The organism is Rhodoplanes elegans (assembly GCF_016653355.1).
GTDB lineage: Bacteria > Pseudomonadota > Alphaproteobacteria > Rhizobiales > Xanthobacteraceae > Rhodoplanes > Rhodoplanes elegans.
In genome coordinates, this window is sequence record NZ_NHSK01000309.1 from 1 (window position 1) to 19,365 (window position 19,365).

Consider the following 19,365-nt stretch of genomic DNA (forward strand, 5'->3'; position numbering starts at 1 on the left):
GCCGGCCGACGGCGGGGGCGGCGGCGGGCCGGCGTCGCGGACGGCGGTCCGCTTGGTCGTCTTCTTGCTCGGCTTCTCGATCTTCTCGGCCTTGCGCCGAGTCGGCTTGATCACCGGGGCCGGGACGGGCGGACAGACCGGCGCGACCGCGACCGGGGTCGCGATAGCGATCTGGCGGTTGCCGGCGCGCGACAGCAGCCGCTGCGCCGTCAGCATCAGGTCGGAGCCCGGATGCTGGGCCAGGAACAGCTCGTAGGACGCCGTCGTGTTGACCGTGACGGCCGTGTACCAGGCGATCATCACCTTGCGGCGCTCGACGATGTCGCGCACCCGCGTCTGGTACGGCGCTGCCGAGAACAGCTGCAGATAGGCCTGGTAGGCCTCGACCGTGTCCTCGGCGATCACGCGCTCGAAGGCGTCGGGCTGGCGCAGCGGCTTCAGCTCGTTGCGCCACGATTCGACCGTGCGCAGGCTGGTGCGCCCGCCCGTCGTCACGGCGGCCACCTTGGTGCCGGTCGCGCCCGTTGCGCCGCCCTTCGCCTTGGTGTCGGTGGCCGCGACCACGGGGGGCACCGCGGGGGGCGACGTCGCGACGCCGGGGAAGAAGGCGAAGTCGGCGGTGAGCGAGGAACTCTCCCACGGCGTCTGCCGGCCCGACGTCTCCTGGTGCACGGCGTAGCGCACCCGCTTGAACGCCTGCTCGATCGGCACGCCGGGCTCCTTGGCGACGCTCAGGAGCGCCCGCGTGTAGGGGCTGTTCGACCCCTCCCCGTCCTCGGCCTCCGAGCCCGGCGCGGTCGAGTAGGAGACGATCGAGCCGGCCGGCGCGTCGACGATGGCGAGCCCGCGGCCGACCACCTTGTTGATCTCGGAGAACGGGTTGTTGCGGCAGGCGTCGAGGATGACGATGCGGGTGCGGCTCGGCACCGCGGCGAGCGCGTTCATCACGTCGGCGAGCCGCACGGTCTGCAGCGGCACGTCGGCCTCGCGGCCGATCCTCGCGTCGACCGGCACGAGAAAGTTCTCGCCGTCGACCTGCAGGCCGTGGCCCGCATAGAACACCAGCGAGACGGCGTCCGGACCTTTCTGCGCCACCTTGGCGGCGAAATCGCCGACCGCCTTGCGCATCTCGGCCTGGCCGAGATCGGGCGCCGTCGTCACCTCGAACCCGGCCGAGGCGAGGAGATCGGACATCGCCTTGGCGTCGTTCGCCGGGTTGGGGAGCTCGGTGACGGCCTGATAGGCCGAGTTTCCGATGACCAGAGCCAGCCTGGGCTCCGCCTGGGCGGCACCGAAGGCGCCGAACGCCCCGAGTGTCGCGACGATCGTCAGCACACGCCACGCCATGACCGCACCTCCGGGGTTCACGGTGTCTTGTCGAGGCAACGCGACTGTCGGTTCGAACCGTTCCAGTCAAAAACCACACACGGCTTGATGACCGTCAAGAAATCCGCACTTTCGTGCCGCACCTGGGAGCGGTCCTTCGTCCTGGAGCTCTTCGCGATGTGTCGCATACGCCGCCGGCCGCCCCTGTTCCGGCGCGATGACCTGTCCGCCTCTTCGATCGAGCCCGGCGCGCCGCAGGCGGCCGGGCGTCTCGTATCGCGCTGCGTCACCGGCGTGCTGACGGCCGTCTGCGCCGCCGCGCTGCTCCTCGGCCCGCCGGGGAACGCGAATGCCGCCGGGACGATGCGGCTCCACACCAATCAGGACTATAACGAGGAGCTGAGAGCCGCGACGCGACTGCCGGTCGATAACCCGGTCGCCATGTTCGGCAGCGTGTTCGAGGCCCTGCCCGACCGCGTGAAGGTCTACCCCACCGAGAACTACTACTACTTCACCTTCCTCAACGACGGCGCGCCGTGGAACGGCAACATCCGGCTCGACGCCAGCGACCGCGACAAGGGCAAGCTGCACTTCGCCTACTCGGAGGATCTCGCCGACTGGCGCGAGGAGACCGACGTGATCCACGTCGTGCTCGATCGGACCAACGAGGTCGAGGTCGATAAGGTGGAGCGCTTCCTCTACCGGGTGACCTATCGGGGCAAGACTGTGCTCTTCGAGCTCAACGACCTCTCCGGCGTGAAGCCGCCGGACGGCACGCTGGCGCCCGACGAAAAGTTCGTCGGGCCGATCTTCGACGAGTCGGGGCTGCGCTTCTTCCTGGTGTTCAACACGCGGCTGAAGCTCTTCCACTACGTGCTCGACGAGACCGCGCCGGTGCCGGAGCAGTTCGTGCCGGAGAAGTCCGGCCGCATCGTCGTCGGCAACCGCACCGGCTACGGATTCTTCGTCGACGACCGGCGCCCGCGGAAGATCCTGGTCGGCGTCGCCTTCATCAACTCGCGCGTGAACAACTATTTCGACGGACCGTTCGATCAGCTCCCCGACAACTTCATCACGGACGACAGCTTCCGCGACATGATCCTGTCGGTCGCGCCCGAGCTGAAGGGCAAGATCGACCGCTACGGCGGCTGGGGCGACGGCGCCCAGCGCTTCATGATCGCACCCTATTACTACTATCAGAGCCCGAAGGAGCTCGCCGCGTTCGATCGCTGCGCCACCGACAAGCGGGTGCCGGAGGCGAACCATCCCGCCTGCTTCGTCGTCGACGAGGAGAGCCAGCAGCGTTTCGATCCGGTGCCCCGCGCCATCAAGGAGCTGCGCGGCAGGGGCCGGAAAAAAGGGTAGCGGCAGGCTGACGTCCCGCCCCCTCGCGGGAGACGGGGCCACTGGGTCACCGCCTTCGCAGGGACGAGCGGTAATCGGGGCCGATTCATCCCAGCCGGCAACGGCTCTAGCGGCGGCCGCCGACCTCGTCGATGTGGTTCAGGAGCCCGAGCGGATCCTCGTAGACCCGGAAGGCCCCGGCGCGCTCCAGCTCCGCCTCGCCGTAGCCGCCAGACATCACGCCGATGCCGAGCGCGCGGGCGCGGCGCGCCGCCAGCATGTCCCAGACGCTGTCCCCGACCACGTAGGAGTCCTCGATGGCGACGCCGAGCCGCGCCGCCGCGGCGAGGAAGAGATCGGGATCGGGCTTGGCGAAGCGCACCTGATCGCGGGTGACCACCGGGATCTTCTCGGGATCGACGCCGAGTGCGTCGAGCGTCGGCCGCGCCGTCTCCATGCGGCCCGAGGTGGCGATCGTCCACGGGATGCCGGCGTCCGTCAGATACGCGAGCAGCTCCTTGGCGCCGGGCAGCGGGCGGATCTCCTTGGAGCGGCGGCCGTAGCTCTCGGCGTGCAGCCGCTGCAGCCGCTCGCTGCGCTCGGGATCGAGCGCCGTCCCGGTCTCGCGCAGCAGCATGTCGGTGAGAAGGCCGCCGCTCATGCCGATCCGGCGGTGGATGCGCCACACCGAGAGCCGGATGCCCTCGTGCTCCAGCGCCTCGTGCCAGGCGAGCACGTGCTGGTAGACGCTGTCGACGAGGGTGCCGTCGAGATCGAACAGGAAGGCCGTCTGGCGACGCTCCATGCGGGGGTCTCCGGTGCGCGAAGGAACTTGCGTGAATGAGAAGGCCGCCGAGCCTCGGCCCGGCGGCCCTGTCTGGCAAGCTTTGGTGACGGCGGGATGGCGGCAGCGCCGCCATCCCGCGCGCCGACCTTTACCCCGCCAGCACGGTGCGGACCGTGCCGGCGACGGCCTCCTTGGTGAAGCCGAAGCGGGTGAGCAGATCGCGCTCGGGCGCCGACTCGCCGAAGCGATCGAGGCCGATCACGGCGCCCTTGCGGCCGGCGAGGCCGCGCCAGCCGCGCGTCGCCCCCGCCTCGACGACGACCACGGGCGTATCGGTCGGCACCAGCGCGGCGCGCGCCGCGTCCGACAGCGCCTCGAACCGCTCGACGCAGGGGATCGACACGACCCGCACGGCGATGCCGGCCTCGCCGAGCAGCGCCGCCGCATCGACCGCCAGCCGCACCTCCGAGCCGGAGGCGACCACGGTCGCGGCGGCGTGCGGCGCCTCGACCAGCACGCGGGCGCCGGTGGTGGCCAGCGTATCGAGATGGGCGGGCGTCTGCGGCGGCAGTGCCTGGCGGGTGAGGATCAGGGCCGACGGCCCGTCGCGCCGCTCCAGAGCAGCACGCCACGCGACCGCCGTCTCGGCCGCGTCGGCCGGGCGCCAGACGTCGAGATTCGGGATCAGCCGCAGGCTCTCGACATGCTCGATCGGCTGGTGGGTCGGCCCGTCCTCGCCGACCGAGATCGAGTCGTGGGTGAAAACGTAGATCACCCGCAGCCCCATCAGGGCCGACATCCGCACCGCGTTGCGGGCGTAGTCGGAGAACACCAGAAAGGTCGCCACATACGGGATGAAGCCGCCGTGCAGGGCGATGCCGTTGGCGATCGCCGACATGCCGAACTCGCGCACGCCGAACAGGATCTGGTTGCCGGCGGGGTCGCGCGTCACCGGCACGCTCTTGGGATGGAAGGTGAGGTTCGAATGCGCGAGGTCGGCCGAGCCTCCCAAGAGCTCGGGCAGCACCTTGGCGAATTCGGTCAGCGCGATCTGCCCGGCCTTGCGGGTCGCCACCGCGCCGGCCGCCGTCTCGGCGGCGAGCGCCGCGGCGGCCGCTTCGGAAAAGCCGGCCGGCAGGTCGCCGGCGAGACGCCGCTCGAGCTCGGCGGCGAGGTCCGGATGCGCGGCCGCATAGGCGGAAAAGCGCACCCGCCACTCGGCCGACAGCGCGGCGCCGCGGGCGCGGCCGTCCCACGCGGCATAGACGTCGGCCGGCACGTGAAAGGGCGGATGCGTCCAGCCCATCGCGGCGCGGGCGCGGGCGATCTCCTCAGGCCCGAGCGGCGCGCCGTGGGTATCCTGATGGCCCTGCTTGGTCGGCGCGCCGTGGCCGATGACGGTGCGGGCGCAGATCAGCGTCGGCTTCGTGGTCTCGGCGATCGCCTGGGCGTAGGCGCGCGCGATCGCGTCCGGGTCGTGCCCGTCGACGCCCTCGATCACGTGCCAGCCATAGGCGCGGAAGCGCGCCGGCGTGTCGTCGGCAAACCACTCGGTCACCTTGCCGTCGATCGAGATGCCGTTGTCGTCCCACACGGCGATCAGCTTGCCGAGCCCGAGCCGGCCGGCGAGCGAGGCGGCCTCGTGGCTGATGCCCTCCATCAGGCAGCCGTCGCCGAGGAACACGAAGGTGCGGTGATCGACGATGGTGTGGCCCGGTCGGTTGAACTGCGCGGCGAGCGTCTTCTCCGCGAGCGCCAGGCCGACCGCGTTGGTGAGCCCCTGCCCCAGCGGCCCGGTGGTCGTCTCGACGCCCGGCGTCATGCCGTATTCGGGATGGCCCGGCGTCTTCGAATGGAGCTGACGGAAGCGCTTGATCTCGTCGATCGGCAGATCGTAGCCGGTGAGATGCAGGAGCCCGTAGAGCAGCATCGAGGCGTGGCCGTTCGACAGCACGAAGCGGTCGCGGTCGGGCCAGCGCGGATCGGCCGGGTCGTGCCGCATGACGCCGCGCCACAGCACGGCGGCGATCTCGGCCATGCCCATCGGCGCGCCCGGATGGCCGGACTTCGCCTGCTCGACCGCGTCCATGGCGAGCGCCCGCAGCGCCGCCGTGACGGGCCAGGCGAGTCCCTGCTGCGCCGCGCCTGCACTGTCTTGCCGCTCGATCGTCGCCGGCATGGTCATGGTGGTGTCTCCCCGGTCTTTGTCTCTGGGGTCATTCCGGGGCGGCGCGAAGCGCCGAACCCGGAATCCAACCCCACATTCTGAATAGGCCGCTGGATTCCGGGTTCGCGCCTTCGGCGCGCCCCGGAATGACCGAGCAGAGGCTCACGCCAGCGCGCGGCGCTTGCGCTCGACGAGTTTTAAGATCATCGGCGTCAGGATGAGCTGCATGGCGAGGTCGAGCTTGCCGCCCGGAATCACGATCGAGTTGGCGCGGCTCATGAAGCTGCCGTCGATCATGGTGCGCAGATAGGCGAAGTCGATGCCGCGCGGGTTCTTGAAGCGGATCACCACCATCGACTCGTCCGGCGTCGGGATCCAGCGGGCGACCAGCGGGTTCGACGTGTCGACGGTGGGCACGCGCTGGAAGTTGATGTCGGTCTCGGTGAACTGCGGGCAGATCACGTGCACATAGGCGTGCATGCGGCGCAGGATCGTGTCGGTGACGGCCTCGGTCGAGTAGCCGCGGGCCGCGCGGTCGCGATGGATCTTCTGGATCCATTCGAGATTGATCACCGGCACGACGCCGATCTTGAGGTCCGCATATTGTGCGATGTTGATCGTGTCGGTCGCCACCGCGCCGTGCAGGCCCTCGTAGAACAGCAGATCCGACTTCTCCTCGAACGGCGCCCAGTCGGTGAAGTTGCCGGGCGGCACGCCGTAGCGCTCGGCCTCCTTGTCGTCGTGCACGTAGTGCCGCGTGCGGCCCTTGCCGGTCAGGCCGTAGTCGCGAAACACGCGCTCGAGCTCCTCGAGCTCGTTGGCCTCGATGTTGAAGTGGCTGAAGGTCTGGTCGCCCTCGGCGGCGCGCCGGGCGATCTCGGCCTTCATGGCGGCGCGGTCGAAGCGATGGAAGGCGTCGCCCTCGATCGACACCGCCGTGATGCCCTCGCGGCGGAAAATCTGGTCGAAGGTGTGCTTCACCGTGGTGGTGCCCGCTCCGGAGGAGCCGGTGACCGAGATGATCGGATGCTTGACGGACATGATCGTGTTCCAAATGACCAGAGCAAACCGGTCATTCCGGGGCGCGGACCGCAGGTCCGCGAGCCCGGAATCCATATCCCCGGACCGGGATTATGGATTCCGGACAGCCGAGCTTTGCTCGTCTTCCGGAATGACGAACCGCAGAAAGTGTCATCTCACGCCGTGAGCAGACCCCGCTTGGAGAACAGCGGCGAGCGCTCGGCGATCTCGCCGGGGCCGGTGAGATAGTTCGACACCCGCTCGACCTTCTCGCGAGAGCCGAAGATCAGCGGTACGCGCTGATGCAGCTTCTCCGGCACGAGGTCGAGGATCGGCGTGCGCCCGTCGGTCGCCGCGGCGCCCGACTGCTCCATCAGGAGCGCGATCGGGAACGCCTCGTAGATCAGGCGGAGCCGCCCCTGCGTGTAGCCGGCGCGGGTGTCGGCCGGATACAGATAGATGCCGCCCCGGATGATGATGCGGTGCGCCTCCGCGACCATCGAGGCAATCCAGCGCATGTTGTAGTCGGCCTCGCGCGGCCCGTCCTTGCCCTGCAGGAGGTCGTCGATGTAGAGACGCAGCCGGTCGTCCCAGTGCCGGTGGTTCGACATGTTGATGGCGAACTCCTTGGCGCTCGCCGGGATCGTCACGCGCTCGCTGATCAGCCGGTAGGTGCCGGACGCGCGGTCGAGGACGAAGTGCACGGTCCCCTCGCCGACGCTCAGCACCAGCGCGGTGTGCGGGCCGTAGACCGTGTAGCCGGCGGCGAGCTGGTCGCGGCCCTTCTGGAAGAACGCCGCCTCCGACACCGGGTCGACGCCCGCGGGCGCCGGCAGCACCGAGAAGATGGTGCCGATCGTCACGTCCGTGTCGATGTTGGACGAGCCGTCGAGCGGGTCGACGGCGACGAGCAGCGGCGCGCCCGCGTTGACGGCGACCGGCAGCTCGGCCTCCTCGGACGCATAGGCGGCGACCGGCGCCCCCTTCAGGGCCTCGAACAGCAGCGCGTCGGCGCGCACGTCGAGCTCCTTCTGCTCGTCGTAGCCGTCGGCGCCCTTGCCGAGCGTCGCGGACAATTCGCCGGCGAGCGGCCCGTCGGCGACGACGCCGGAGATCGCCGCGGTCGCCCCGGCGATCGCCACCAGCGCCTTGCGCACCGCGTCGCGGGTCGGGTCGGTGCCGGCCCAGCGTGCCAGATATCCGTCGAGTGTGTCCGCCATGGTGCTTCCCCAGTCCCGCCGCCTTGCCTGTCGCGTCTGCCCGTCGCTCTCGCGTGTCGCCGGCCGCCATTGTCGCGGCGCCGGCCGAAATGTCAGTCCGAAAAAACCCGGCTGGCGCGGATTTCCGCCGCCGTGAGGGTGCGCAAGGCCTCCTGGTCGACCGGCGCGTCCTGGTCGAACAGCCGCATCGCCTGGCGCAGCCGCGCCCGGTCGAAGGCATTGCGCATCGAGCGCGCATTCGCGAACGACGGCTTCTTGCGCCGCGCCGTGACGTAGTCGACCAGCGCGGCCCGCCCCGCCTCGTCGAAGCGATAGCCCTCGGCGGCCGCGAGCGTCTCGGTGATGGCGACCAGCTCGGCGTCGTCGTAGTCCGGAAAATCGATGTGATGGGTGATGCGCGAACGGAAGCCCGGGTTCGCCGAGAAGAACGTCTCCATGCGGTCGCCGTAGCCGGCCAGGATCACCACGAGATCCTCGCGCTGGTTCTCCATCACCTGGAGGAGAATCTCGATCGCCTCCTGGCCGTAGTCCTTCTCGTTTTCGGGCCGATAGAGATAATAAGCCTCGTCGATGAACAGGACGCCCCCCATGGCGCGCTTGAGCACTTCCTTGGTCTTCGGCGCCGTGTGGCCGATGTACTGGCCGACCAGATCGTCGCGCGTCACCGAGACGAGGTGGCCTTTTCGCACATAGCCCAGGCGATGCAGGATGCTGGCCATGCGCAGCGCCACCGTGGTCTTGCCGGTGCCGGGATTGCCCGTGAACGCCATGTGCAGCGTCGGCGGCGTCGCGGTGAGCCCGAGCGTGCGGCGCGCCTTGTCGACCAGGAGATAGGCGGCGATCTCGCGAATGCGCCGCTTCACCGGCTTCAAGCCGATCAGCGCGGCATCAAGCTCGGCCAGCACCGCGTCGATCTGGGTCTCGTGATAGAGCGCCTTGAGGTCGACGCGGGTGTCGGCCGGGTTCTCGCCCGCCGCGCCCATGGCGCCGGCCACCGGCACCGCCTGCCCCGTCCCGATCGTGCCAATGGTCATGGCCGTCTCCACTCCAAGCTCAGCCGCAATCCCCACGCGCCTCATGGTGAGGAGCGGCCGAAGGCCGCGTCTCGAACCATGCGGCCACCCACGAGTCACCACCCGGGCCACCCTCGCCCTTCGAGACGCGCCCGCGGCGCTCCTCAGGGTGAGGGGGGGGGGGAGAGCGCCTCCGCGAGCGGTCGTCTCCGCTAGGCCCGCACCACCGAATAGTGCTGCACCCGGCCCGGGCCCTCGGTGCGGGCGAGGCGATACGCCGCCTCCTGCTTCGGCCGGTGCACCATGAAGGCGAGCCGCACCGTCTCCCAGCCGCGGGTCGAGTCGAAGGCCGAGAGGCGGATGTAGCAGTCGGGATGCGCCTCGCGGCAGGCCTTCAGCTCGCCCATCACGCCGGCCGCGTCCTTCAGGTCGAACATCGGAATGCCCCACATGTCCCAATAGGTGTTGCGGGGATGCGGGTCGTCGGTGAACTCGAGGCTGACGGCCCAGCCCTGCTCCAGCGCGTACTCGATCTGCGCGGCGATCTGCGGGTCGGTGAGGTCGGGGAGGAACGAGAAGGCCCCCTGCGTGATCTTCGACATGATCTGCTCCTGGTCGCGATGCGACGAATTCTGATGATCCCCTCATGGTGAGGTGCTCGCCAAAGGCGAGCCTCGAACCATGAGGCCACGGACTCAGCTCGGGGCCGCCCTCGCCCTTCGAGGCCCGGCTGCGCCGGGCACCTCAGGGTGAGGGCGGAAAAAGTCACGCCACCGAGGCGGTCGGCACGAAGTCCGAGGTGTCGGTCGAGGTGTAGTCGAACGTCACCGAGCCCCAGGTGTGCAGGGCGGCTTCCAGCGGCTTGCACCACTTGGCCGCGGCCTGGAGGATCTCCGGGCCTTCCGCCATGATGTCGCGGCCCTCGTTGCGGGCCAGCACCATCGCCTCCAGCGCCACGCGGTTGGCGATCGCGCCCGCCTCGATGCCCATCGGATGCCCGATGGTTCCGCCGCCGAACTGCAGCACCACGTCGTCGCCGAACAGATTGATCAGCTGGTGCATCTGCCCCGCATGGATGCCGCCGGAGGCGACCGGCATGACCCGGCGGATGTCGGCCCAGTCCTGCTCGAAGAACAGCCCCCGGGGCAGATCCACGGCGTTCGTCCGCTCGCGGCAGATGTTGTAGTAGCCCTGCACGGTCATCGGGTCGCCCTCGAGCTTGCCGACCGCCGTGCCGGCGTGCAGGTGGTCGACGCCGGCGAGGCGCAGCCACTTGGCGATCACCCGGAACGACACGCCGTGGTTCTTCTGCCGCGTGTAGGTACCGTGGCCGGCGCGGTGCATGTGGAGGATCATGTCGTTGGCGCGCGCCCACTCGGCCATCGACTGGATCGCGGTCCAGCCGATCACCAGATCGACCATCACGATCACGGATCCGAGCTGCTTGGCGAACTCGGCGCGCCGGTGCATCTCCTCCATGGTGCCGGCCGTGATGTTGAGATAGTGGCCCTTCACCTCGCCGGTGCGCGCCGTCGCCTGGTTGACGCCCTCCATGCAGTAGAGAAAGCGGTCGCGCCAGTGCATGAACGGCTGCGAGTTGATGTTCTCGTCGTCCTTGGTGAAGTCGAGGCCGCCGCGCAGCGCCTCGTAGACGACGCGGCCGTAGTTCTTGCCGGACAGGCCGAGCTTCGGCTTGATGGTGGCGCCGAGCAGCGGACGGCCGAAGCAGTTGAGCCGCTCGCGCTCGACCACGATGCCGGTCGGCGGGCCCTTGAAGGTCTTCACGTAGGCGACCGGCAGCCGCATGTCCTCCAGCCGCGCCGCCTTCAGCGGCTTGAACGAGAACACGTTGCCGATGATCGAGGCGGTGAGGTTGGCGATCGAGCCTTCCTCGAACAGGATCAGGTCGTAGGCGATGTAGACGAAGTACTGGCCCGGCTGGCCCGGCACCGGCTCGACCTTGTAGGCCTTGCCGCGGTAGCTGTCGCAGGCGGTCAGCCGGTCGGTCCAGACGACCGTCCAGGTCGCCGTGGAGCTCTCGCCGGCGACGGCGGCGGCCGCCTCGACCGGATCGACGCCCTCCTGCGGGGTGATGCGGAACACCGCGAGGAGATCCGTGTCCTTCGGCTCGTAGTCGCCGTCCCAGTAGCCCATCTGCGCGTATTTCAGCACGCCCGCGGCGTAGCGCTTCTTGGCGTCCGTGATGGCGCCTTGCGGCGCGCTGCCCTGCGGGGCGGTGGGGGCGAGCGAAGTGACGCTGGTCATCGAAAAGGGCTCCTCGGCTGTCCTCGACACGGACATTGCAATTTCCGAATGCATCAGTAAATTTTAATGTTCTGAAGCTCTCGTTCAGTCAGACTTAACCGGCACCCAGACCGCTCCCATGCGCAACATCACGCTCAAGCAGCTCCGTCTGATCGACAGCGCCGCCAAGCTCGGCAGCTTCGCGGCGGCGGCGGAGGCGAACCATGTCACGCCGCCGGCCGTGACCATGCAGATGCGCCAGCTCGAGGAGGAGATCGGCCTGCCGCTGTTCGACCGCGACGGCCGCGGCCTCACCCCCACGGCGGCCGGGCAGGAGCTGCTGCTCGCCGCCCGCAAGGTCGAGGCGGCGCTCGCCGAATGCCGCGAGGCGCTGGTCTCGCTGAAATCGCTCGACGCCGGGCGGGTGACGGTCGGCGTGGTCTCGACCGCCAAGTACTTCGCGCCCCGCATGCTCGCGGCCTTCGCCAGGAAGCACCCGAAGGTCGAGCTGCAGCTCGTCGTCGGCAACCGGCGCGACATCGTCGCCCAGTTCGAGACCGGGCTGTTCGACGTCTGCGTCATGGGCCGCCCGCCCGAGGGGCTCGCGATCGAGAGCGACCGCATCGGCGCGCATCCGCACGTCGTCGTCGCGCCCCCCGATCATCCTCTCGCAAAGAAGCGGCGTCTCGCCCCGCAGGCGCTGGCGGGGGAGACCTTCCTGGTGCGCGAGCCGGGCTCCGGCACCCGCACCCTGATGGAGAGCTTCTTCGCCAGGGCGGGCCTGGGGCCTTCGATCGGCATGGAGATCGGCTCCAACGAGACGATCAAGCAGGCCGTGATGGCGGGGCTCGGCCTCGCCTTCATCTCGGCCCACACGATCGCGGCCGAGCTCGCCGACGGCCGCCTGACGATGCTCGACGTCGAGGGCCTGCCGCTGGAGCGCGCCTGGTTCGTCGTGCGCCTGGAATCGCGCCGCCTGCTCCCCGCCGCCCAGGCGTTGCGCGCGTTTTTGGCCAAGGAGGGCGGCACGTTCCTGCCGGCGGTGCCGAAGGCCAAGGGGCGATGACCCTGCCCCGCCTCGCCTCCCCGGCCGGCTCTGGTGTAGGATCGCGCGACCGACGCCCCTGGGATCTCGATCGATGACCGACGCCGTCACCCCCGCCCCTTCATTCACCGTCACCGCGACCTGGGATGCCGACGCCGGCGTGTTCTACTCGCAATCGGACGTGCCCGGCCTGCATATCGAGGCGGAGACGTTCGACGCCTTCCTGGAGCTGGTGCGCGATCTGGCGCCGGAGATGATCGCCGACAACCGGCCGGACATCGAAGGCCCCTACTCGGTCCAGGTCGTCGCGCGTCGAGAGCTGATCCTGCCGGCCGCCTGATGCCCAAGGATTTCTACCCGGAGCTCGCACGGTTGCTGCGAGAGGCAGGGTGGCAGCGCGTTGCGGGCGGCAAAGGCTCGCACGAGAAATGGCAGCATGCCGCGACCGGCCGAACGCTCATTCTCCCGCGGACCAAGAGCCGACATACCGCAAACGAAATCCTGAAGACTGCCGGCCTGCCCAAGAGGATCTGATCACCGCGCCAGCGGCCAGAACACCGCGATCGCCGGCACCGCGACCAGGACCACCAGGACCGACAGCGGCAGGCCGAGCTTCCAGTAGTCGCCGAACCGGTAGCCGCCCGGCCCCATCACCAGCGTGTTGGACTGGTGCCCGAACGGGGTGAGGAAGTCGCAGGCCGCGCCGACCGCGACCGCCATCAGGAACGGGTCGGGCCGCAGCCCGAGCTTGCCGGCGAGGCTCGCGGCGATCGGCGCCATCACGAGGACGGTCGCGGCGTTGTTGAGGAACGGCGTCACCGCCATGGCGGCGACCATGATCAGGGCGAGCGCGCCGATCGCCGGCAATGCGTCGGTCGCGACCGACAGCCAGGCCGCGACGAGCTCGGTGGCGCCGGTCGTCTGCACGGCCTCGCTGACCGGGATCAAGGCGCCGAGCAGCACGACGATCGGCCACTCGATCGCCTCGTAGGCCTCGCGCAGCGCCAGCGCCCGGGTGAGCACCAGCGCCACCGCGGCGGTGAAGAAGGCGACCGCCACGGGCAGCAGCCCGGAGACGATCGCGCCAATGGTCGCGGCCAAGATCGCGACCGGGATCCAGCGGCGGCGGCTGCGCCCGAGCTCGAGCTCGCGCTCGGCGAGCGGCAGGAGGCCGAGCGCCTTCAGGGCGTCCGGGATGCGGTCGAGCCGCCCCTGCAGCACCACCACGTCGCCGGGCCGGAACCGCACGGCACGCAGCCGCTGGGTGATGCGCTCACCGGAGCGGCTGATGGCGATCACGGCGAGGCCGTGGCGGTCGCACAGCCCGGCGCTCTCGTGGGTGTCGCCGATCAGCCCGGACGTCCCGGTGACCACCGCCTCGACGGTGCCGACCTCGTCGGCGTCGCCCTCGACGGCCGGCTCCTCGCCGTCGCGCTGGCCGGCGAGCTGGAGCCCCGCCCGCACCACGGCGCGTTCCAGCGACTCCGGTTCGCCCTCGATCAGCAGGATGTCGCCCTCCCGCACGCGAAGCCCGCCATGCGCCGACTTGTGGCGCACCTCGTCGCGCACCACGGTCGTCACCTTGCTCACGCCCTCGTCGAGGTCGCCGACCGCGGTGACGCGCTCGCCGATCAGCGGCGAGCCCTTCGGCACCTGCGCCTCGACCACGTAGTTCTCGATGTTGATGGCGGCGTCGAGCGAGGCGCCGCCCTGGCGGTCCTTCGGCAGCAGCCGGTAGGCGAAAGCGAGATAGACGAGGCCGACGGCCGCGACGGTGAGGCCGACCGGCGCGTAGTCGAACATGCGGAACGGCTCGCCGACGATGTCGGCGCGCAGCCGCGCCACGATCACGTTCGGCGAGGTGCCGACCAGCGTGATGAGGCCGCCGATCAGCGAGCCGAACGCGAGCGGCATCAGCAGCCAGGACGGCGGCGTCTCGGTGCGGCGCGCGAGCTGGAACGCGACCGGCATCAGGATCGCGAGCGCGCCGACGTTCTTGATGAAGGTCGACAGCACGATCACGGCGAAGACCAGCGCGAAGACCTGGCGGCGCGGCGTCGTCAGCCACGGCCCGAGCGGCCGCACCACCTCCTCCATCACGCCGGACTTGGCAACCGCGGCCGACATCAGGAGCGCCGTCGCGACGATGATCACGACGTCGTCGGAGAAGCCCGAGAATGCCTTCTCGGGCGGCACGATGCCGGCCACCACGGCGGCGACGAGGGCGAGCGCGGCGACGAGGTCGTAGCGGAGCCGCCCCCACACGAACAGCACCATCATGGTGCCGACGATGGCGAAGGCGAGCCCTTGCGGGAGGGTCATGCGGACATCCGGTGCTGACGGGGACGCGCGGCTGTCGGCCAGGCGCGTCCGGGCGGGCCGACACTCAACGCCGCCACGCGTTTGCTGTTCCGGGCCGGAACGCTCCCACAGACATCGGCAAGAGGCAAAGATGCCCGCTGCCCCCTCCGACGTCATCGCCGGGCTCGACCCGGCGATCCATCTCTCTGCGACGAGACGACTTTTAATGAAGAAGATGGATGCGCGGGTCGTAGCCCGCGCATGACGCTCTCGAGCGTGGCAGGCGATTTGTGAACCTTGTGACGCCCTCGCCAAGGACGAGCGGAGGTCTGGTCTCACGGCCAGTCGGCGTAGGAGTGGCGGGCCGGCGGCGGGGTGCGGTTCGCGGCGGCGCGCGCCGTCTCGCGCCGGAAGGCGCCCGGCGGCATGCCGGCATTGGCCTTGAAGAAGCGGTTGAAGTGGGCCGGGTCCTTGAAGCCGAGATGCGCCGACACCTGCTCGACCGTCAGCATCGAGCGTTCCAGCAGCAGCATCGCCTCGCGGGCGACGCGCTCGTGCACCAGGGCGAGCGGCGCGCGTCCGAGCTCGCGCAGGCAGATCGCGTGCAGCCGGTCGGGCGACACGGCGAGCGCCTCGGCGTAGCGCGGGATGCGCCAGTGCTCGCGGAAGTGCAGCTCGACGAGGTGGCGGAAGCGCTGGAGGATGGAGGCGGCCGGGCCGCCCGAGCGCCCCGCCGCCGCCTCGATCCCGGACGCCCGCCACAGCCCGACCATCACCAGCGCGACATGCGCCGTCACGGCCGTCCAGGCGCCGCGGGTCGCGCCGGCGAGCTCGCGCTCGATCGCCGCGAACGCATGGGCGAGGTCGGCGAGCGCCTCGGGGCTGCCGACCGGCACGGCGAGCAGCCGCCCGGCGATCGTCGCCAGCACGGCCGACTCGACATTGCCGCTGATCGTCGAGGCGAGGAGATCGTCGGCGATGGCGAGCAGCCAGCCGCTCGCCCCGGCCTCGAGGTGCAGCCGCTCGGCGGCGCGCGGCGGCACCCACACCAGGGCCGGGCCGGAGACCTCGAGCCGCGGCTCGGGACCGACCAGGTGCCCGCGCCCGGTCGTCACCAGGATGGCGTGGGAGAGGCGTCCGGCGGCGCCGCGCCCGAGCGACCAGTCCCGCCCGGTGAGTGCCGGGCGGATCGCCTGCAGCGCGACCTTCCGGGCAGCCACCGAGCCCGCCAGAAGCGACGGGCCGTGCACGCCGGAGAGGCCGGACTCGACCCGCTTCTCTCCCATGATGCGCCAATTCCGATGGTCGGGCGTCCAGAACGCCGGATTATCGTCAATAAAGGGCCAGAAAAGGATATTCATCCCGGACGCGCATTCGGGTCAACTTCGCTTCACCGGACGCTGCACCCCCGAACAACAAAGCGGCGCCGGGCGGGAATGGGACATCCAGGGAGGCGGCCGCCCGGCCGCAGGCACGACCGGCTCGCGCCGCGCCGCGGTGGCGCCCCGTGTCGGCCCGCCGGGCCGCCGAGGGTCGTTCGGACCCGCGCGGCGTCATTCCGCCGCGTGCCCGTGGCCCTGGATGTCCCCCTTCTCGTCGGATGCGAGCGGCGGCCCTCGCCGTCGCTCGTCGCAGGCTCGCGTCAGTCGGGCCGCCACGAAGGGAGGAGACCATGCGACGTGTGTCTGCGGCGCTCGCCGCCGCGCTCGGACTTTTTGCACTCGGCGCCGAGGCCTTCGCGCAGGCCGCATCCGGCACGCCCGAAAAGGTCAAGATCGGCTGGGCGATCTCGAAGACCGGCCCGTTCACGGGCGGCGCCAGCATCACGACCCTGCCCGTCTATCAGCTCTGGGTGAAGGAGGTGAACGCCGCCGGCGGCCTGAAGATCGGCGACAAGCGCGTGCCGATCGAGGTGATCGAGTACGACGACCGCTCGAACTCCGAGGAGGCCATCAAGGCGATCGAGCGGCTCGCCAGCCAGGACAAGGTCGACTTCATCCTGCCGCCGTGGGGCACCGGCCAGAACCTCGCGGTCGGGCCGATCCTCAACCGGCTCGGCTACCCGCATCTCGCGGTGACGACCAACACCAACCGCGCGCCCGAGCTCGCCAAGCGCTGGCCCAACGCCTCGTTCTGGCTCGGCCTGCCCTCCGACATCTCGGTCGAGATGGTGGCCTTGCTGAAAGGGCTGCGCGACAAGGGCGAGATCGGCCCGACCGTGGCGATGATCGCGGTCTCCGACCAGTTCGGCATCGAGCTCTCGACGGCGGCCCGCGACGCCTTCGCCAAGGCCGGCTTCAAGCTCGCCTACGACAAGTCCTATCCGGCCGGCACGCAGGACATGCAGCCGATGTTGAAGGACGCGATGGCGACGAGCCCGGACGTGTTCGTCTCGTTCAGCTATCCGCCCGACACGCTCGCCGTGACGGACGCCGCGAAGGTGTTGAGCTTCAATCCCAAGGTGTTCTTCACCGGGGTGGGCACGGCGTTCCCGCTGTTCAAGCAGCGCTTCGGCGGCAATGCCGACGGCGTGATGGGAATCGGCGGCTGGAACGCGGAGTCGCCGCTGCTGAAGGATTATCTGGAGCGCCACAAGGCGGGCGTCGGCCGCGAGCCCGACCGGTGGGCGAACCCGATCACCTTCGCCAGCCTGCAGGCGCTGCAGCAGGCGATCGAGCGCGTCGGCCTCGACCGCGCCGCGGTGATCAAGGAGCTGCAGAACGGCACCTTCGACACCATCATCGGCAAGGTGAAGCTCGAAGGCGGGTTGCTCAAGGACGTCTGGGCCGTCGGCCAGTGGCAGGGCGGCGAGTTCTACGGCGTCGCGCCGACGAAGAAGGACGGCGCCCGCGCGGCGATCGTGCCGAAGCCGGCCTGGGGGCCGTAGCCACAGCGGACGCCGCGTACGGCAAACTCAGCTCCGTCACCCTGAGGTGGCCGCGCCATCGGCGCGGCCCTCGAAGAGCGACGGCCGAGGCGCCGTGGCCGCATCCTTCGAGGCTCGCTGCGCGAGCACCTCAGGATGACGGTGAGAGTTTCGTGCGAACAAACGGAAGACTGTTCCGTGCTCCTCGTCGACATCCTCCTGTCGGGTCTGATCCTCGGCGGCATGTATGCGCTCGTCGCGATGGGGCTGACGCTGCAATACGGCGTCGCCCGCATCCTGAACCTCGCCTACGGGGAGGTGATGGTGGCGGCCGCGTTCCTCGCCTATGTGCTGTTCACCGGCGCCGCGATCGTGCCGCTCGTCGGCCTCGTCGTCGTTCTGCCGCTCGCCTTCGCGGCGAACTGGCTCGTCTACCGCGTGATGCTGGTTCCGCTGGTGCGCCGGGCGAAAAACCGCGCCGCGCTGGAGACCGACTCGATCCTCGCCACCTTCGGGCTCCTGTTCGTGCTGCAGGGGATCGCCTTCGTGATCTTCGGCGGCCAGTATTACGGCTACGCGTTCCTCTCGACCCCGGTGTCGCTCTTCGGCGCGACCGTCGCGGTGAACCGGCTGGTCGCGCTGGGCTTCGCCGCCGTGCTCGCGATCGGCCTCTATCTGCTGCTGACGCGCACCCGCACCGGCACGGCGATCCGCGCCGTCGCGGTGGATCCGACCGCGGCCCGCCTGGTCGCCATCGACGTCGACAGGATCGCGGCGCTCGCCTTCGCGGCGGGCGGCGCGCTGTGCGCGGCCGGCGGCGTGCTGGTGTCGATGTTCCTCACCTTCAACGCGGCCATGGGCGTGCTCTTCACCATGAAGGCGCTGATCGTCGTGATCATGGGCGGGGTCGGAAACCTGCTGGGCGCGCTCGCCGCCGGCCTGCTGCTCGGCCTGATCGAGACGGCGGTCGCGCGCCTCGTCGACCCCGGACTGACGCTCGCGGCGAACTACGCCCTGTTCCTGGCCGTGCTGCTGGTGCGGCCGACCGGCCTGTTCGGGAAGGTCGCGCGATGAGCCGGCTGTTCCGCTACGGCCCCGCCGTGCTGGTCGGCGTCACGCTCGGCGCGCTCGCGCTGGTGCCGTTCGTGGGCTCGGACTATCACGTCGCGCTCGCCATCGCGATCCTGAGCTACATCGTGCTCGCGACGGCCTGGGCGCTGTTCTCCGGGCCGACCGGCTATGTCTCGCTCGCCACCGTCGCGTTCTTCGGCATCGGCGCCTACACGGTCGCGGTGCTGGGCGAGGTCCTGCCGTGGCCCGTGGTGCTGCTCGTCGCCGCCGCGATCGGCCTCGTCGTGGCGCTGGTGGTCGGCCTCTCGACGCTGCGACTCAGCGGCATCTACTTCGTCGTGTTCAGCTTCGGGCTCGCCGAGCTGATCCGCCAGCTGGTCACCTGGTACGAGGTGAACATCGGCCGCTCGGTCGGCCGCTACGTCTTCCTCGACGTGACCCAGGTCGGCATCTTCTGGCAGCTCTTCGGACTCGCGGTCGCGATCTTCCTGGTCGGCTGGCTGATCGGTCGCTCGCGGCTCGGGCTCGCCCTGAAGGTGATCGGCGAGGACGAGACGGTGGCGCGCCACTGCGGCATCGACACGACGCGGGCGAAGCTGATGCTGTTCGCGGTCTCGTCGGTGTTCATCACCGTCACGGGCGCCGTGATGGCCCCGCGCTGGACCTATATCGACCCGGCGATCGCGTTCAACCCGCTCGTCTCGTTCCAGGTCGTCGTGATGGCGCTGCTCGGCGGCGCCGGCGTGCTCTACGGCCCCCTGCTCGGCGCCGTGCCGCTGGTGCTGCTGTTCGACCTGATCGGCGCGCATTTTCCGAACCACTTCTCGATCCTGCTCGGGCTCGTCTTCATCGTGGTGGTGTACGGCCTGCCGAAGGGCGTCGCGGGCCTGATGGGGCGAGTCACGTCAGTGGAGCACGGCGCCGGATCTCCCTCTCCCCGCGTGCGGGGAGAGGGTGGCTC

At 70.0% G+C, this 19,365-nt stretch carries 17 protein-coding genes; 7 read left to right on the forward strand and 10 right to left on the reverse strand.

Annotated features, from left to right (window positions below):
- A partial coding sequence (locus CCR97_RS30435) for a caspase family protein (RefSeq protein WP_201160204.1) occupies positions 1-1,347 on the reverse strand: 1,347 nt, incomplete at its 3' end.
- Between the two features lie 156 nt (positions 1,348-1,503).
- On the opposite strand from CCR97_RS30435, the gene CCR97_RS30440 reads away from it, so the two are divergent.
- Entirely contained in the window at positions 1,504-2,691 is a 1,188-nt protein-coding gene (locus tag CCR97_RS30440) for a hypothetical protein (RefSeq protein WP_146618702.1), read from the forward strand.
- 106 nt (positions 2,692-2,797) lie between these two features.
- Here CCR97_RS30440 and CCR97_RS30445 read toward each other — a convergent pair whose 3' ends face one another.
- From CCR97_RS30445 to CCR97_RS30475, 7 genes are all read right to left on the reverse strand, one after another.
- Positions 2,798-3,475 carry an HAD family hydrolase gene (locus CCR97_RS30445; protein ID WP_111356626.1) on the reverse strand — a complete coding sequence of 226 codons (678 nt, stop codon included), beginning with the start codon at positions 3,473-3,475 and terminating at the stop codon, positions 2,798-2,800.
- Positions 3,476-3,605: 130 nt separating this feature from the next.
- Positions 3,606-5,546, reverse strand: coding sequence for a transketolase (gene tkt, locus CCR97_RS30450; protein WP_420826114.1), 1,941 nt, complete (start codon positions 5,544-5,546; stop codon positions 3,606-3,608).
- Between the two features lie 240 nt (positions 5,547-5,786).
- Positions 5,787-6,665 (reverse strand): phosphoribulokinase, encoded by an 879-nt coding sequence (locus CCR97_RS30455; RefSeq protein ID WP_111357007.1) that lies wholly within the window; start codon positions 6,663-6,665, stop codon positions 5,787-5,789.
- Positions 6,666-6,820: 155 nt separating this feature from the next.
- Entirely contained in the window at positions 6,821-7,864 is a 1,044-nt protein-coding gene (locus CCR97_RS30460) for a class 1 fructose-bisphosphatase (RefSeq protein ID WP_111357008.1), read from the reverse strand.
- Between the two features lie 92 nt (positions 7,865-7,956).
- Entirely contained in the window at positions 7,957-8,847 is an 891-nt protein-coding gene (gene cbbX, locus CCR97_RS30465) for a CbbX protein (protein WP_111357018.1), read from the reverse strand.
- A 242-nt stretch (positions 8,848-9,089) separates the two neighbouring features.
- Positions 9,090-9,479 (reverse strand): ribulose bisphosphate carboxylase small subunit, encoded by a 390-nt coding sequence (locus CCR97_RS30470; RefSeq protein ID WP_111357009.1) that lies wholly within the window; start codon positions 9,477-9,479, stop codon positions 9,090-9,092.
- A 163-nt stretch (positions 9,480-9,642) separates the two neighbouring features.
- Entirely contained in the window at positions 9,643-11,142 is a 1,500-nt protein-coding gene (locus tag CCR97_RS30475) for a form I ribulose bisphosphate carboxylase large subunit (protein WP_201160206.1), read from the reverse strand.
- Between the two features lie 118 nt (positions 11,143-11,260).
- Here CCR97_RS30475 and CCR97_RS30480 point away from each other — a divergent pair, with 118 nt between their 5' ends.
- From CCR97_RS30480 to CCR97_RS30490, 3 genes are all read left to right on the forward strand, one after another.
- The gene (locus tag CCR97_RS30480; RefSeq protein WP_111357010.1) at positions 11,261-12,187 is read left to right on the forward strand and encodes a LysR family transcriptional regulator; all 927 of its coding nucleotides are present in this window, start codon (positions 11,261-11,263) and stop codon (positions 12,185-12,187) included.
- Positions 12,188-12,260: 73 nt separating this feature from the next.
- The gene (locus CCR97_RS30485) at positions 12,261-12,506 is read left to right on the forward strand and encodes a DUF1902 domain-containing protein (RefSeq protein WP_111357011.1); all 246 of its coding nucleotides are present in this window, start codon (positions 12,261-12,263) and stop codon (positions 12,504-12,506) included.
- On the forward strand, positions 12,506-12,700 hold the full coding sequence (locus tag CCR97_RS30490; RefSeq protein ID WP_111357012.1) for a type II toxin-antitoxin system HicA family toxin: 195 nt from the start codon (positions 12,506-12,508) through the stop codon (positions 12,698-12,700). Before CCR97_RS30485 ends, CCR97_RS30490 begins: the two co-directional genes overlap by 1 nt.
- On the opposite strand, the gene CCR97_RS30495 is transcribed toward CCR97_RS30490, so the two are convergent.
- On the reverse strand, positions 12,701-14,488 hold the full coding sequence (locus CCR97_RS30495; RefSeq protein WP_111357013.1) for an SLC13 family permease: 1,788 nt from the start codon (positions 14,486-14,488) through the stop codon (positions 12,701-12,703).
- 314 nt (positions 14,489-14,802) lie between these two features.
- Positions 14,803-15,753, reverse strand: a complete 951-nt coding sequence (locus tag CCR97_RS30500; RefSeq protein ID WP_170145805.1) for a helix-turn-helix domain-containing protein — start codon at positions 15,751-15,753, stop codon at positions 14,803-14,805.
- A 386-nt stretch (positions 15,754-16,139) separates the two neighbouring features.
- On the opposite strand from CCR97_RS30500, the gene CCR97_RS30505 reads away from it, so the two are divergent.
- From CCR97_RS30505 to CCR97_RS30515, 3 genes are all read left to right on the forward strand, one after another.
- Complete coding sequence (locus tag CCR97_RS30505) at positions 16,140-17,354, forward strand: amino acid ABC transporter substrate-binding protein (protein ID WP_111357015.1); 1,215 nt, start codon at positions 16,140-16,142, stop codon at positions 17,352-17,354.
- Positions 17,355-17,531: 177 nt separating this feature from the next.
- Positions 17,532-18,407 carry a branched-chain amino acid ABC transporter permease gene (locus CCR97_RS30510; RefSeq protein ID WP_245428827.1) on the forward strand — a complete coding sequence of 292 codons (876 nt, stop codon included), beginning with the start codon at positions 17,532-17,534 and terminating at the stop codon, positions 18,405-18,407.
- On the forward strand, positions 18,404-19,365 hold a 962-nt coding region (locus CCR97_RS30515; RefSeq protein ID WP_201160207.1), incomplete at its 3' end, for a branched-chain amino acid ABC transporter permease. The genes CCR97_RS30510 and CCR97_RS30515, both read left to right, overlap by 4 nt.